Origin of the sequence: Nocardioides jejuensis (genome assembly GCF_004337475.1) — a bacterium.
In the GTDB taxonomy this organism is placed as follows: Bacteria; Actinomycetota; Actinomycetes; order Propionibacteriales; family Nocardioidaceae; genus Nocardioides; species Nocardioides jejuensis.
In genome coordinates, this window is sequence record NZ_SJZJ01000001.1 from 234,557 (window position 1) to 248,241 (window position 13,685).

General features: G+C 70.1%; 14 protein-coding genes. 5 read left to right on the top strand and 9 right to left on the bottom strand.

Annotated elements, in window-relative coordinates:
• Positions 1-68: 68 nt before the first annotated feature.
• Entirely contained in the window at positions 69-638 is a 570-nt protein-coding gene (locus EPD65_RS01125) for a DinB family protein (protein ID WP_131581092.1), read from the top strand.
• Between the two features lie 30 nt (positions 639-668).
• On the opposite strand, the gene EPD65_RS01130 is transcribed toward EPD65_RS01125, so the two are convergent.
• On the bottom strand, positions 669-2,039 hold the full coding sequence (locus EPD65_RS01130; RefSeq protein WP_131581094.1) for a DUF2252 family protein: 1,371 nt from the start codon (positions 2,037-2,039) through the stop codon (positions 669-671).
• Positions 2,040-2,169: 130 nt separating this feature from the next.
• Between EPD65_RS01130 and EPD65_RS01135 the strand changes: the two genes are divergently transcribed.
• Positions 2,170-3,096, top strand: coding sequence for an alpha/beta fold hydrolase (locus EPD65_RS01135; RefSeq protein WP_165872835.1), 927 nt, complete (start codon positions 2,170-2,172; stop codon positions 3,094-3,096).
• Between the two features lie 13 nt (positions 3,097-3,109).
• Here the strand turns inward: EPD65_RS01135 and EPD65_RS01140 are convergent, their stop codons facing one another.
• From EPD65_RS01140 to EPD65_RS01155, 4 genes are all read right to left on the bottom strand, one after another.
• Entirely contained in the window at positions 3,110-3,793 is a 684-nt protein-coding gene (locus EPD65_RS01140) for a GTP cyclohydrolase II (RefSeq protein WP_131581098.1), read from the bottom strand.
• 105 nt (positions 3,794-3,898) lie between these two features.
• Entirely contained in the window at positions 3,899-4,705 is an 807-nt protein-coding gene (locus EPD65_RS01145) for a DUF3152 domain-containing protein (protein WP_131581100.1), read from the bottom strand.
• A 29-nt stretch (positions 4,706-4,734) separates the two neighbouring features.
• Positions 4,735-4,926 carry a hypothetical protein gene (locus EPD65_RS01150; protein WP_131581102.1) on the bottom strand — a complete coding sequence of 64 codons (192 nt, stop codon included), beginning with the start codon at positions 4,924-4,926 and terminating at the stop codon, positions 4,735-4,737.
• A 37-nt stretch (positions 4,927-4,963) separates the two neighbouring features.
• On the bottom strand, positions 4,964-6,130 hold the full coding sequence (locus EPD65_RS01155) for an ROK family transcriptional regulator (RefSeq protein WP_131581104.1): 1,167 nt from the start codon (positions 6,128-6,130) through the stop codon (positions 4,964-4,966).
• Between the two features lie 179 nt (positions 6,131-6,309).
• On the opposite strand from EPD65_RS01155, the gene EPD65_RS01160 reads away from it, so the two are divergent.
• From EPD65_RS01160 to EPD65_RS01170, 3 genes are read left to right on the top strand one after another with little or no spacing between them, the layout of a single operon-like run.
• On the top strand, positions 6,310-7,383 hold the full coding sequence (locus EPD65_RS01160) for a sugar ABC transporter substrate-binding protein (RefSeq protein ID WP_131581106.1): 1,074 nt from the start codon (positions 6,310-6,312) through the stop codon (positions 7,381-7,383).
• Positions 7,380-8,183, top strand: a complete 804-nt coding sequence (locus EPD65_RS01165) for an ATP-binding cassette domain-containing protein (protein WP_243640371.1) — start codon at positions 7,380-7,382, stop codon at positions 8,181-8,183. The genes EPD65_RS01160 and EPD65_RS01165 overlap by 4 nt, the downstream gene beginning before the upstream one ends.
• Positions 8,180-9,424, top strand: coding sequence for a sugar ABC transporter permease (locus tag EPD65_RS01170; protein ID WP_131581110.1), 1,245 nt, complete (start codon positions 8,180-8,182; stop codon positions 9,422-9,424). The genes EPD65_RS01165 and EPD65_RS01170 overlap by 4 nt, the downstream gene beginning before the upstream one ends.
• A gap of 222 nt (positions 9,425-9,646) precedes the next feature.
• Here the strand turns inward: EPD65_RS01170 and EPD65_RS01175 are convergent, their stop codons facing one another.
• Genes EPD65_RS01175 through EPD65_RS01190 form a run of 4 tightly spaced genes read right to left on the bottom strand, consistent with a single transcriptional unit; the run spans position 9,647 to position 13,684 of the window.
• Complete coding sequence (locus EPD65_RS01175; RefSeq protein ID WP_131581112.1) at positions 9,647-10,435, bottom strand: prepilin peptidase; 789 nt, start codon at positions 10,433-10,435, stop codon at positions 9,647-9,649.
• Positions 10,432-12,540, bottom strand: a complete 2,109-nt coding sequence (locus EPD65_RS01180; RefSeq protein WP_131581114.1) for a hypothetical protein — start codon at positions 12,538-12,540, stop codon at positions 10,432-10,434. Before EPD65_RS01180 ends, EPD65_RS01175 begins: the two co-directional genes overlap by 4 nt.
• Entirely contained in the window at positions 12,537-13,211 is a 675-nt protein-coding gene (locus EPD65_RS01185) for a PulJ/GspJ family protein (RefSeq protein WP_131581115.1), read from the bottom strand. The genes EPD65_RS01180 and EPD65_RS01185 overlap by 4 nt, the downstream gene beginning before the upstream one ends.
• Positions 13,205-13,684: a type II secretion system protein gene (locus EPD65_RS01190; protein ID WP_131581117.1), complete on the bottom strand. Its 480-nt coding sequence runs from the start codon at positions 13,682-13,684 to the stop codon at positions 13,205-13,207. The genes EPD65_RS01185 and EPD65_RS01190 overlap by 7 nt, the downstream gene beginning before the upstream one ends.
• Position 13,685 lies beyond the last annotated feature (1 nt).

The window sequence follows — 13,685 nt, forward strand, 5'->3', positions numbered from 1 at the left end:
CTGCAACGGCGGCCCGGTTGATCCGGGCCGCCGTTGCGCATTTCGGCTGGCGCGCAAGACTGGCCGGCATGAAGGACGTCCTGCACCGCTACCTGCAGACCAGCCGCGAGGCGCTGGTCTGGAAGCTCGAAGGCCTGCCCGAGCGCGAGCTGCGCCTCCCCCGGACTCCCACAGGCACCAACCTGCTCGGCCTGGTCAAGCACATGGCGAACGTCGAGGCCGGCTACTTCTGCGCCACGTTTGGCCGGCCGTGCCCGGCGCCTGACGAGCTGGTCGAGGAGTCGGCCTTCGACACCGACCCACAGGCGGACTTCTACGCACTCGCGACCGAGTCGTCGGCCGGGATCGTGGACCTCTACCGCCGGGTGTGGGCGGCCGCCGACGCGACCATCGCGGCGCTCCCCCTGGACGCTCCCGGCGAGGTGCCGTGGTGGCCGGAAGAGCGTCGCGCGGTCACGCTCGGTCAGGTGATGGTGCACGTCCTCACGGATCTGACCCGGCACGCCGGACACGCGGACATCCTGCGCGAGGAGATCGACGGCTCCGCTGGCCTGCGGGCTGCCTCCAGCAACGTCCCCGCCGGCGTCGACTGGCCGGCGTACGTCGCGAAGCTGACCGCGCTCGCCGACGGCGCCTGAGCCCGGCAAGGTTGCCTCGCCACCGGAGGATCAGTAGAGCGGCTGGTGCGCGTTGTACGCCGCCTGGTACGCCTGCCAGTCGCGGGTGACCTGGTCGGCGTAGTCCGTGGCGAACGTGCGCGTCTCCGACTGCAGGCCGGAGACCGAGGTGATCGCGTTGTCGATCGCGGCGTCGGCCGAGTAGGTCACGCCGGTGCCCGCGAGGTCCTGGTCCGCGGCGGACTGGCCGGCGGCGAGCAGACGCGCGTCGTCGCGGATCGTGTCGTCCCAGATCGTCGAGGATGTCAGGTCGGTGATCGCCACGTCCTCGGCGTACGGGGACTTCTCCTTGACCAGGACCGGCACGGAGCCGACGGAGGCCCAGCCGGCCTTGTTGTCCGACTGGTACGAGAGCCACTCCAGCGCGCGGGCCGGGCGCTCGCCGCCGGTGTAGGTGGTCGCATTGGGAGCGAGCTGCTTCGGGGCCGGGTCGACCTCCTGCTTGAGCTCCATGATCCGGTCGTCGTCCTGCGCGGTCGTCTTGCCCTCGAGCAGCGCGTACCAGCGGAAGCGACCGAGCGAGCCGGTGCCGGCGTTCTTGCGGCGGATGACGTCCTTGACGACCGCCTCCGACGTCGTGAACGGCGAGATCGCCGTCGTCCGGTACGCCGCGATGGCGTTCGTGATGTTGGTACGCGTCGTCGAGTCGACCGTGGCCAGATCCGTGTTGGCGGTGTCGAAGACCCGGACACCGCTCCCGTTGAGCTTGGTCCACTTCGTCAGCAGGTCCAGACGGGTGTCGTTCTTCGCCTTCTGGATCAGCGCGTTGTCGTAGTCCGAGGTCCCCGACGAGGTCAGGCGGTAGGTCAGCTCGGAGGAGTTGCCGTGGAAGTTCGAGATCCACTGCTCGTACTCGGCGACGAAGGTGTTGAGGTCGGTGGTGATCTGCGTCGTCGTGCGGCCCTGCTGGCGCTCGGCGAGGACGATCGAGACCGCCATGCGGCGCAGCTCCCAGGTCCACGAGCCGCGCCACGCGTCGTCGGTGTCGGTCAGCTCGTACTGCTCGGTGTTGTCCGCGCCGCGGTCCGCCCCGAAGTTCTCCAGGTGCGCGTCGCCCATGATCCAGACGTCGTTGCCCCCAGTCGCGTACGCCGACGCCGGCAGCTCACCGAGGTCGCGGTAGTAGAGCGGCGAGGTGCCCCGGAAGAAGGCCCACGGGCTCGACGCCAGCTTCGTCGTCCGCGCGGCGAGGTCGTCGTCGGTCGCGTGGCTATTGAGCAGCGACAGCGCGTGGTCCTTCGCGTAGACGAAGGCGACGGGGTCGCGGGTCAGGTTGATCGCGGCATGGCCGGGCGAGGCGACGGTCGCGACGAGACCGACGGAAAGGGCAGCGGACGCAAGGGCGCGGGTCGAGAGACGCATGGGCGGAAGGTTCCCGGCCACAGATGACGGGGAAGCGACATCCACACGACAGCGCGGGAAGACATGGGCGACGCGTCACGTCCATCACAGACAGATCCTTGGACAGCATGTCCATGCCATCATCGTCGGCATGACGTCCCCCGCACTTTCCGGCCGCAACGGCAGCGCACCCGGCATGTCCGCGCTGGCCCTGGCCGACGGCACCGTCGTCGCCTGCCGCACGATCGGCCCGGCCGACGCGACAACCACCGTCGTCCTGCACCACGGCTGGACGCAGGACCACACCACCTGGGACGACGTCGCTCCCCTGCTGGCGCGCTCCCTCCGCGTCGTCCGGTACGACGCGCGCGGTCACGGTCGCTCCGACGCCGGACGCACTGCCGCGACGCTGGACCAGCTCGCCGACGATCTCGCGGACGTCATCCGTGCCACCGCTCCCACCGGTCGCCTGGTCATCGCCGGCCACTCGCTCGGCGGTCCTGTCGTCCTCGCCTTTGCCGCCCGGCATCCCGACCTGCTCGAGCGCATCGACGGCCTGGCGCTCGTCGCGACCTCCGGTGCGGGCATCGGCCGCGACATCCTCGGGCTGCCGTCCGCGATCACCCGCCCGGTGATGCGCGTGGCGCCGTACGTCCTCGGACCGGCGACCCACCTGCCGCTGCGCCGGATGACCCGCTTCCCGGCCGTCCTCGCACCGGCGCTGCGGACCGGCCTCTTCGGGCCGGGTGCGGCGACGGCCGAACGTCGTCGGCGTACGGCGGCCCAGGTCGCCCGCAGCCACCCGCCTACGGTGGCGGCGCTGGCGAACGCCCTCGTCGACCACGACATGTCGGCAGAGCTCCGCACCCTCGGCACGACGCGCGTCGCGATCCTGGGCGGCACGCACGACGTCCTCACGCCGGTCGCCCACTCGCACGCGCTCGCGGCGGCGCTCCCGCACGCGAGCCTCACGATCTACAAGGGCGCCGGCCACATGCTGCCGTACGAGCGCACCACGGAGATCGCTGCCGAGATCGCGGCCCTCGCCGGGCGCGACGCCGGCAGCGCCGCCGTCTGAGTACCGACGCGGCTCAGGCGGACTCGCCGAACTCCTCGCCGAGGTCCAGCGTGTGCGCGGTGTGGTCCCGCTTGGCGACCAGGTAACGCTCGTTGGCCGCAGACAGGTGCACGCCGGTGCGCACCTGCTCCATCACGGTGATGCCGTAGGCGTCGAGCTGCACCGCCTTGTCGGGGTTGTTGCTCAGCAGCCGGATCTGCGGCGTGCCGAGCGCACGGAGCATCTGGGCGGCAGCGGTGTAGTCCCGCTCGTCCTCGCCGCGGCCGAGCGCGCGGTTCGCGGCGTACGTGTCGAGGCCCTCGTCCTGCAGCGCGTAGGCGTCGAGCTTGGCGTAGAGGCCGATGCCGCGACCCTCCTGGCGCAGGTACAGCAGGAAGCCGCCGACCTCCGCGATCCGCTCGACGGCCTCACGCAGCTGCGGACCGCAGTCACAGCGCTGCGACCCGAAGACGTCACCCGTCAGGCACTCCGAGTGGGGGCGCACGAGGGGCGCCTCGCCGCCGGACCGGCCACGGGCCACAGCGCCCTCCCAGTCACCCAGGCCCAGGGCCAGGTGCTCCTTGCCGTCGGCGAGGCCGCGGAAGGTGAAGACGTCGGCGACGGTCTCGTAGCCATCGGGAAAGCGCAGCGGGACGCGGACCCGCGTGCGGATCGCCAGGGACGGGCAGTCAGGCAGGATCGGAGCCTCGGTGGTCATGGGTGCTCCCCTCGTGGGCAGACAGAAGGATGACGCTTCAACCATCTGTCCGACGAGGGCTATTCCCGGACGAGTGAGCGAATTTTCCGATCACCGCCGCCGGGCTCAGTCGATCTCGGCCGCCGTCGGCCACGGGTTGGCCCGGCAACCGTGCAGCCCCAGTGTCTGTTGCAGCATCACCGGCGCCGGATCGCCCTTCGCCGGACACCTCGCGTGGCCGTGCCCCAGACCGTGCCCGACCTCGTGGTTGACCACATAGATCCGGTACGCCGCGACGTCGCCGCCGTAGCTCGGCGCACCCTGCGCCCAGCGGACGGCGTTGATCACCACGTCGTCACCGTTGCGGCACGAGACCTGACCCTCGGTCGTGAGAGGCGCACACAGGTCGTCCGTCGTGCCGGGCGAGGCGAGGACGATGCGCAGGTCCGCCGATCCCCCGACGCGCACCATCGGCCGGCCGGTCCGGGCAGCCCAGCTCCGCGGATCGCCAAGGGTGCGGTCGACAGCCCGCGCGAAGGCTGCAGCGTCGTACGGCAGGCCGCGCTCGACCTCGACGCGATAGGTCAGCGCACCCGGCGGCGCCGCCTCGTCCGATGCCCGCGCGGCGACGAAGGCGCCCGAGGCGCGCTGCGGGATCTCCGGCCCAAGTGCCTCGATGACCGGGCGGACTCCAGGCGATGGCAGCACGCCCGCGCGGACGTCAGCAGCAGCCGCGGCGGCCAGCTCGGGCAGGAGCTGCTCGGCAGCCACGGCTGCGAGGTCATCGCGGTCCGACGGCAGGAAGGGCTGCACGCCGCCGATCAGTCCGACGTGGGCGGCAACAAGCCCCAGGAGGACGGCACCGCGCGAGAGGCGGCGCCGGCGTACGGGCGCGGCGCGACGACGTCCCGCCCCTGCCCTGCGCCGCCGCATCCCGCGAGTCTAGGACGAGACCGCGACGCTCAGTGGCGCTTGGGCGCGACGCTGACCCACGCGAGGGCCACGCCGAGGCCGGCGGTCGCCGGGCCCACCGTGGCGTACCAGCTCGCACCGTTGCCGGCGTCGCCGAGCAGGCCCAGCCCGATCGCCGTCATCACGCCGCCCAGCACCAGGAGGACGAGCCCGCAGCCCGCTCCGAAGATCCGCATACCCACGGCGTGATGGTAGCGAGCCGCCAGCACCCGCCCGACGTCAGGCGAGGACGTCGGTGCGCTCGGCAGCCAGGAGCAGACCCCCGACGAGCGAGGCGCGGCGGCCCAGGGCGCTGACCACGACGGGAGTGTCAGCGGCGTCCGCGAGTGCGTGCCGGCGCAGGCCGACGCGTGCCGCGTCGAGGACCAGGTCGCCGGCGAGGGCCAGGTCGCCACCGACCACGACCACGTCCGGGTTGACGAGGTTGACGATCGAGGCGAGGCCCCAACCCAGGTGGAGCCCGGCGTCCTCGAAGACCCGGCGCGCGGAGACGTTGCCCTCGTGTGCCGCTGCCACCAGCTCGGTCATGCCGACGCCACTCCCCTGCCCGGCGAACATCGCCGCCAGCGTGGCCGTCGACGTGTACGCCTCGAGGCAGCCGCGACTCCCACACCGACACAGTGGGCCCTGGTCGTCGATGGTCAGGTGGCCGATCTCGCCGGCCATGCCGCGCGCACCCCGGAAGAGCCGCCCGTCGATGATCAGGCCGCCACCGACACCGGACGAGGACTTCACGAAGACAACGTTGTCGGAGCCACGCGCGGCGCCGACCCGGTGCTCGGCCCAGGCGCCGAGGTTGGCGTCGTTCTCGACATGGACGGGCAGGCCGAACGCCTCGGCGACGACGGCTTCGGCGTCGACGCCGATCCATCCCGGAAGGATCGCCGAAGCCCGGACGACCCGGCCCTCGATCGGCGCGGGAAGCCCCACACAGAGGGTCCGGAGGTCGGAGCGGTCGTGCCCCGCCTCGGCGAGCGCCGTGTCGAGCAGCTCGCCGGCGAGCGCCAGCCCCTCGACGTACGGATGGTCGGCGTGCAGCGGAGCCTCGGCCTCGGCGAGCACGACGCCCGCTAGATCAGCCACCGCGGCCGCGACGTGGCTGTGGCCGAAGTCGAGGGAGGCCACCAGTCCGGCCGTGCGGGCAAAGCGCACGACGCTGCCCCGGCGCCCACTGCCGGGCTCGGTCTCGACGATGCCGGCCGCGCTCAGGTCGCGCACGATGTTGGACACCGTCGCCGCCGCCAGACCCGTCTCGCGGGCCGCCTCGGCCTGCGTGACCGACTCCCCACCGCGGGCGCGGAGCAGCTCGACGATGCGGCGCTGGTTGGCCGGCCGCAGGGCGGCGGTCGAGCCCGGAGCCGGTGACGACGAGCGCGAGGGGGTCATGCCCCCGAACTCTGGATCACACACCCCGCGAGCGTCAAGAGTTGAAGGCTATTCGCACTTTTGACTTTTCAAAGACTTATTTGTGTTCACCTCTTGACGACAAGTATGTGACGCAGCACACTCAGGGAAGGTCATCCACCCCGTCAGGCTGACCACCTACTCATCCCGAGGAGCTTCCCGTGGCAGCACCCATCACCCGCGGCGTCGTACTTGGCGCAGCCCTCCTGTTCGGCGCGACGTCCTTCACCGCGTGTGCCGCGAACGACGCCCAGAACGGCGGCAGCAAGAAGGACGGCGGCACGATCGCCCTCCTCCTGCCCGAGTCCAAGACCACGCGCTACGAGGCGTTCGACAAGCCGCTCTTCGAGGCGAAGGTCGCCTCCCTGTGCAGCGACTGCACCGTCGACTACTACAACGCCGACCAGGACGAGGCCAAGCAGGCCCAGCAGATGGAGACCGCGATCTCCAAGGGCGCCAAGGTCGTCGTGCTCGACCCGGTCAACGGCGCCGGTGCCGGCGCGATGGTCAAGAGCGCCCAGACCTCCGGCGCGAAGGTCGTCGCCTACGACCGCTTCATCGGCAGCGCCGACTACTACCTCTCGTTCGACAACGAGACCGTCGGCAAGATGCAGGCCACGGCCCTCGTCGACGCCATGGGCGGCAAGGGCAACATCCTGATGACCAACGGCGCCCCGAGCGACCCCAACGCGGCCCAGTTCAAGGCGGGCGCACACAGCGTCATCGACAAGGCGTCGGGCGTGAAGGTCCTCGCCGAGTACGACAACCCGGACTGGAGCCCGGACAAGGCCCAGCGCTGGGTGACCGACCAGCTCAGCAAGTTCCCCGCCAACACCATCCAGGGCGTGTACGCCGCCAACGACGGCCAGGCGGGTGGCGTGGTCGCCGCCCTGACCGGCGCCGGCGTGAAGGCCGACGCGCTGCCCCCGATCACCGGCCAGGACGCGGAGCTCGCTGCGATCCAGCGCATCGTCGCCGGCCAGCAGGCGATGACGATCTACAAGCCGATCAAGATCGAGGCAGACCAGGCCGGCGAGCTCGCCGTCGCCCTGCTCAAGGGCACCGACGTCGGCACGACGACCGACTACAACGGCGTGAAGTCGTTCATCTTCGACCCGATCGTCGTGTCGGCCGACAACGTGAAGGACACGGTCGTCAAGGACGGCTTCTACAAGGCGTCGCAGATCTGCACCCCCGCCTTCGCGAAGGCATGCGCGGAGGCCGGCCTCCAGTGAGCACCGCCCTCCACGCGGCGGCACCGGTGAGGGAGACCGTGCTCTCCCTCACCGGGGTCCACAAGCGCTTCGGCGCCGTCCAGGCCCTCACCGACGTCCACCTCGAGGTGGCCGCCGGCGAGGTGGTCGCCCTCGTCGGTGACAACGGCGCCGGCAAGTCGACGCTGGTCAAGGTGATCAGCGGCGTCTACATCCCTGATGAGGGCGAGGTGGAGCTCGCCGGCCAGAAGGTCCGGATCACCGCGCCCAGCCAGGCCCAGTCGCTCGGCATCGCCACCGTCTTCCAGGACCTCGCGCTCTGCGACAACCTCGACGTGGTGGCCAACCTGTTCCTCGGACAGGAGCACCTCACCGGCCCGTTCATCGACGAGGTCTCGATGGAGAAGGACGCGTGGCGGCTGCTGCGTTCCCTCTCCGCGAAGATCCCGTCGGTGCGCATCGCCATCGCCGGACTCTCCGGCGGTCAGCGCCAGACCGTGGCGATCGCCCGCTCGCTGGTCGGCAGCCCCAAGGTGGTCATGCTCGATGAGCCGACCGCTGCCCTCGGCGTCGCCCAGACGGCCGAGGTGCTCAACCTCGTCGAGCGCCTCCGCGACCAGGGCCTCGGCGTCATCCTGATCAGCCACAACATGGCCGACGTGCAGGCTGTCGCCGACCGGATCGTCGTTCTCCGCCTAGGCCGCAACGCTGCCGAGTTCGACGTCGAGGACGTCACCACGGAGCAGCTCGTCGCCGCCATCACGGGTGCGTCGGACAACGTCGTCGCCGCCCGCCAGTCCCGCAAGGAGGGCTCCTCGTGAGCACCGACCTCTCCCCCGTCGCCGCCGACCTCCAGGACGAACGGCTGATCAACAACCAGGGCCTCGCCGCCACCGCGACGGCGTTCTGGCACCGGCTCAAGGGAGGCGAGCTCGGCTCGCTGCCGGTCGTCTTCGGACTGCTCATGATCTGCACGGTCTTCTACATGCAGGAGCCGCGCTTCCTGTCGTCGTTCAACCTGGTCTCGATGCTGCAGTTCGCCGCACCCGTCGGGATCATCGCGCTCGGCATCGTGCTGGTGCTGCTGCTCGGCGAGATCGACCTGTCGGTCGGATCGGTCAGCGGCTTCGCGGCGGCGTGCATGGCGGTCCTCGTGGTCGACCACGGGCAGTCGATGCTCGTCGGCCTGCTCGCGGGCATCGGGGTGGGCGCCCTGATCGGCGTCGCCTACGCGTTCCTGTACACGAAGATCGGCGTCCCGAGCTTCGTGTTCTCGCTCGCCGGCCTGCTCGCGTTCCAGGGCGGTCTGCTCTACGTGCTCGGCACCAACGGCACCGTCAACCTGCCCGACGACTCGTTCCTGGTGAACTTCGCCCGCTTCGACTTCGTGCCCGAGTCGGTCTCCTACGCGCTCGTCGTCCTGATCGTCGCTGCGTACGCCGTGACGCACCTGGTCAGCCGGCGACGCCGCACGGCTGCCGGGCTCAGCAACAGCTGGCTTCCGGTCGTGATCGCCAAGGCCGCTCTGATGCTCGTCGGACTGCTCTGGCTCACCTGGTACCTCAACATCGACCGTGGCTGGGGTTACCTCTGGGTGCTCTTCGCGGCGCTGGTGGTCGGACTCGACCTGCTGCTCCGCAAGACCCGCTGGGGCCGCTACATCTTCGCGGTCGGTGGCAACGAGGAGGCCGCTCGTCGCACCGGCATCAAGGTGACCCGGGTCTACCTGTCGGTCTTCGTCGGTTGCTCCACGCTCGCCGCGCTGGGTGGCCTGATGATGGCCGGCAACCTGACCACCGTCTCGCAGTCCAGCGGCACCACCGACACCAACCTCACGGCGATCGCGGCAGCGGTCATCGGCGGCACCAGCCTCTTCGGCGGTCGCGGGTCGGCGTACTCCGCGATGCTCGGGATCATCGTGCTCCAGTCGATCCAGAGCGGTCTCAACATGCTCAACGTCGACTCGTCGGTGCGCTTCATGGTCACCGGCGCCGTGCTCCTGCTCGCGATCGCGATCGACTCGGTCTCGCGCAAGGCACGCACCAGCAGCGGTCGCGGCTAGGGCGTGCCTGGCAAACCGTCGCCGTCGCGAGCGGTGTCCGGTGCGTGGGCTGGCAAGGCGGAGGAGGGAGCCGTGGCGGAGCCACGGCGACTGACGACAACGCTGCCAGGTCGCGTGCCGGGGGCCGCGCAGCAGGCGTGGGGTTTGCCAGACGCGCCCTGCCCACACCGCACACGCTGCACGAACGCCCCGTCCGGAACCCCGGGCGGGGCGTTCGTCGTGTCAGGCTGCGCCCAGGGCACGCAGGTAGGCATCCCCGAGCCCACCCGCACCCAGGATCGCGGCCACTGCGCCCACCAGCATGAACGGCCCGAACGGCACCGCCGTCTTGCGCCCCGCTCCACTCGCGACGATGAGGACGACGCCGACGGCCGCTCCGATGACGAACGCCCCGAAGCCACCGGCCAACAGGGTGCCCCAGGACAGGTAGCCCATCATCGCGCCCACCGGCGCCGCCAGCTTCACGTCACCCCAGCCCATCGCGCCGCGAGCCACCAGGGCGATGACGAGGTAGACCCCGCCGAGCAGCGCTCCCCCGAGCGCCGCCCGGAGGAGAGCATGCGGGTCGCCGTCGACGGCGAGCAGCACCGGGAGGACGACGTACAGCGGCAGGACGATGACGTCCGGCAGCCGGCGTACGTCGAGGTCGATCAGGGCGAGCGCCACTCCCCCCGCGGCGAAGGCGAGGTACGCCGGCAGCAGCGCCGGCCGGTCCCCCAGCCGCAGCGCGACCACCGCGAACAAGATGCCCGTGCCGAGCTCGACGAGCGGGTAGCGCGCGCTGATCGGCGCACGACAGTCGCGGCAGCGGCCCCGCAGCAGCAGCCAGCCGAGCACCGGCACGTTGTCACGCGCCCGGATCGCGTGGCCGCACGCCGGGCACGCGCTCGGCGGGCTGACGATCGACTCGCCCCGCGGCACGCGCCAGGCGACGACGTTGAGGAAGGAGCCGATGAGGAGCCCGAGCACTCCAGTGAACGCCGCCCACGCGGCCGGCAGCACGTCCGTCATCGCTGCTCAGCCCAGCTCAGGATCTCGACCTTCCGCTGGCCCGGGACGGGATGGACGATCCCATCGGAGTCGACGCCGTCGGTGAGCTGGACCCGCGCGGAGAGCGCAGGATTCCCGGAGGTGGAGCAGGGCCCGCTGCCGGCGCACAGGTAGACCTTCAGGTCGACCGCGGTGACGGCGGACCCGAGGCCGAGGGCCGGGTCGGGGATCGAGATCAGCGGGTAGCCCCAGACCTGCGAGGGCTGCGACTTGAAGTTGACGCCCCAGGCGAGGACACCCCAGCGGAACGCGACCAGTGCGCTGGCCGAGCTGCCCGGCGTGAGCGTGATGTAGCCCTTCGGTGCGTACGTCGCTCCCTGCACCACGAACTCGCCCTGGAAGTTGCCGCCGTGGTCGGTGATGAAGGTCTGCGACGTCGTCGCGGCTCGCAGGGCCGGCTCGACCCAGGACACGGTGAGCGACACGGCGTCGATGCTGAGGGTGTCGTTCTTGTTGCTGTCGCTGATCCGGAGCTGGATCTTGGGGTTGGTAGCAGAGAATCCACTCGCGGAGGCGAGGAACTGGGCGTTGACCAGCGTCGTGAGGTCGGTGTCGGTGCCGCTCGGCGCCACCTGGACTGTGCCCGCCTGGCCCTGCACGCTCGCCTGGAACGCCGCATTCGGGTTCGCGACAGTCAGACCGTTCGTATAGGTCACCTTCAGTTTGGCCGAGGTGATCAGCGAGCCAACCGGGATACCGGCCAATCCCGGGAAGTTCTGCAGGTCGAGCCCACCGGTGTTGTTGTTCTTCGTGGACTTCCAGTCATCCGTCTTCAGCGGAGCGCCGGTCGCCGTCAACGCAGCAGTGAGCGTGGTGGCGTTCGCACCGTTGGCGGGGTTGGGGGTGAAGGCATCGTTCTTGCCACCGGTGACCGTCGTGACGTTCGCGGACGCAGCACCCGCGACGTTCTGCGTTCCAGGCGTCGACCCGGCTTGCTGCTGGTACAGCGTCAGCGGCGCCTTGCCGCCGTTCGAAGGACCGCAGAGCTCGACATGGGCGGTGTCCTCCACCTGCACAAAGCTGCTGCCGCCGAAGACGAACTGCACTCCTGACGTCGACGGGCTGTTGATCGGGCTGACGCAACGACCAGGGATCGACGATCCACCTGAGGAGACGCCACCGATCACCGTCGTGGCGATGTCCCACGGCTGGTTGTCGGAGAAGTCGAAGTAGTACTTGCCGCTCGCAAAGGTGGCCGTCCCGCAGGAGTTCACCGCAGTCGAGAGCGCCACACCGTTGTTGTAGAACCCCGGCTGGAACGAGCAGCCCTGCGTCGCAGGGTTCTGCCACGTCGGCACCGACGACAGGGGTGAGTCCGGAGCCGTCGGCGTGACGAATCCGCCGGTGCACGAGGGGATGATCGACCCGGTGCAACTGTTGGCGACGACCTTGCCATTGGTCCGGAGCGTGCCGGCCGTGACGTTGACGAAGGTCTTCGACTGGATGCTTCCGCGGACCGGGATCTCCGTGCCTGATCCGAGGCCCTTGAGCGTGATGCCATCGTTGCAGGACCCGCCAGACACCAGCGCGGTGCAGGCTCCCGTTCCCATGGTGGTCAGTGCACGAGCGAACGCGTCACTGGCATCCGGCACCACCACGACCGTCCCACCGCCCGATCCGAAGATCCCGGTGCCGGCCACCGGAGTGCAGACCACGGTGGCGGACTTCGATGCGCTGCCGCCGCTCTGGGTCTTCGGGTAGACATACTTCAGCGTGATCGTGTCCAGCGCTGTCCCGTCGGAGGCCTTCTTGCCGAAGCATCCGGTCCCGTCGGTGTTGTTGTCGTAGACCCAGGTGCCGGCGCCGTCGGCTCCATTCGGGTAGGTGGCCACCGACGACGGAACGCTCGACTTCGCCCCCTGAACGAGGTCGGTCACCGCGACCTTGCCGGCCGCATCGCCGGCGTAGGCCTGGCCGGCGACGTCGCGCAGGGTCGACGTCGCCGCGAAGTTGGTCCAGCCCTTGGCGAGCAGGACGCCGGTCACGAGCGACACCGTCGTGACGATGATCATCGCGAAGACGAGCATCGCTCCTTCGTCGTTCGGGCGAACTGTCGAGCGCTTCATCCCTGCCTCCGCTGGGCCGTGAGCGTGAGGTTGGAGTAACCCGTGCTGGCGTGCACCGTCTGGCTGAGGTCCTGCACGTCCATGGAGATCCGGACCGTCGCGGGGTACGGGGAGGTGCCGGTGCAGCCCGTTGCGGCGCCCGCGTTCGAGTAGCAGGTGACCGTAGGGACACCCGTCAGGTGACGGGCCACGACGATGTCGCTCGTCGTGTCTCCGCACCGCTTGCGCCACAACTGAACCTGGCTCGTGCCGTTCGAGTTGGCCACCGTCTTCGTGTAGTAGGTCGCCCTGTTGGAACTGGCTCCATCCCAGGCCTGGTCCTTGTCATCGGTCGGGGCGCTCTTGAAGTCGTTCCAGGCGAACATCACCAGAGCGCCGCCCGACGAGGGCGCGCACCCGGGCGCCGTTCCCTCCCAGACAGCCTGGGAGGTCGGAATCGTGCCGCCGCTCGGCTTGCCCCGAACGCCGAAGCTGCTGACGTCCTGCTGCCAGTACGCCGAGACGAACTGCTGGTCCGTCGACTCGTTGAGTCGGGTGCTGGTCTCGTTACTGGTCCGGAGGTAGCCGAAGACGACCCCGATCAGGGCGACCACGATGATCCCGAGGATCGCCACAGTCACCACGAGCTCGATGAGGGTGAACCCGTCCTCATCCCGGCGCGGGCTCAACATGGGCTCGGCAGCGACCCGCTGCAGGGCTTGCGGATGATCACGGTGAGGGACTCGCTTGCCTGGTGGGAGCCGGCCCCGGGACTGGTCACGTTGAGCGTCAGACGCTGACTGCCGTCGTCCGTCCCGCAGGAGGCCCACGCCGTCCCGTTGTAGACGACTGCGGCCGTCTGGGTGGCTGTGTAGCCGGCTGGCAGACCAGCGGCGTTCTTCACCGCGCTGCTCAGATAGGCGTTGGCGGCTGCACAGCTCTTGTAGCCGCCCGACGTGTTGGCTGCGTCCTGGATCGCCTCCGCCAGGCTGCGGACATAGCTGCCGCCGTTCGCCTGCTTGCGTCCGAGGTCGGACGTCTTCACGCTGAGCTCGAGACCCGCCATCACCGCGACACCCGCGAGGCCAAGGATCACGATCGTGACGAGCAGCTCGATGAGCGTCTCGCCCCCTTCTCCTCCCGGGTCTCGTGCCGCGGCGGACATC

What these genes read in the sequence shown, in the direction of transcription:
- EPD65_RS01125 (WP_131581092.1), top strand. Translation starts at nt 69, where the DNA reads ATGAAGGACGTCCTGCACCGCTACCTGCAGACCAGCCGCGAGGCGCTG.
- EPD65_RS01130 (WP_131581094.1), bottom strand. Translation starts at nt 2,039, where the DNA reads ATGCGTCTCTCGACCCGCGCCCTTGCGTCCGCTGCCCTTTCCGTCGGT.
- EPD65_RS01135 (WP_165872835.1), top strand. Translation starts at nt 2,170, where the DNA reads ATGACGTCCCCCGCACTTTCCGGCCGCAACGGCAGCGCACCCGGCATG.
- EPD65_RS01140 (WP_131581098.1), bottom strand. Translation starts at nt 3,793, where the DNA reads ATGACCACCGAGGCTCCGATCCTGCCTGACTGCCCGTCCCTGGCGATC.
- EPD65_RS01145 (WP_131581100.1), bottom strand. Translation starts at nt 4,705, where the DNA reads ATGCGGCGGCGCAGGGCAGGGGCGGGACGTCGTCGCGCCGCGCCCGTA.
- EPD65_RS01155 (WP_131581104.1), bottom strand. Translation starts at nt 6,130, where the DNA reads ATGACCCCCTCGCGCTCGTCGTCACCGGCTCCGGGCTCGACCGCCGCC.
- EPD65_RS01175 (WP_131581112.1), bottom strand. Translation starts at nt 10,435, where the DNA reads ATGACGGACGTGCTGCCGGCCGCGTGGGCGGCGTTCACTGGAGTGCTC.
- EPD65_RS01180 (WP_131581114.1), bottom strand. Translation starts at nt 12,540, where the DNA reads ATGAAGCGCTCGACAGTTCGCCCGAACGACGAAGGAGCGATGCTCGTC.
- EPD65_RS01185 (WP_131581115.1), bottom strand. Translation starts at nt 13,211, where the DNA reads ATGTTGAGCCCGCGCCGGGATGAGGACGGGTTCACCCTCATCGAGCTC.
- EPD65_RS01190 (WP_131581117.1), bottom strand. Translation starts at nt 13,684, where the DNA reads ATGTCCGCCGCGGCACGAGACCCGGGAGGAGAAGGGGGCGAGACGCTC.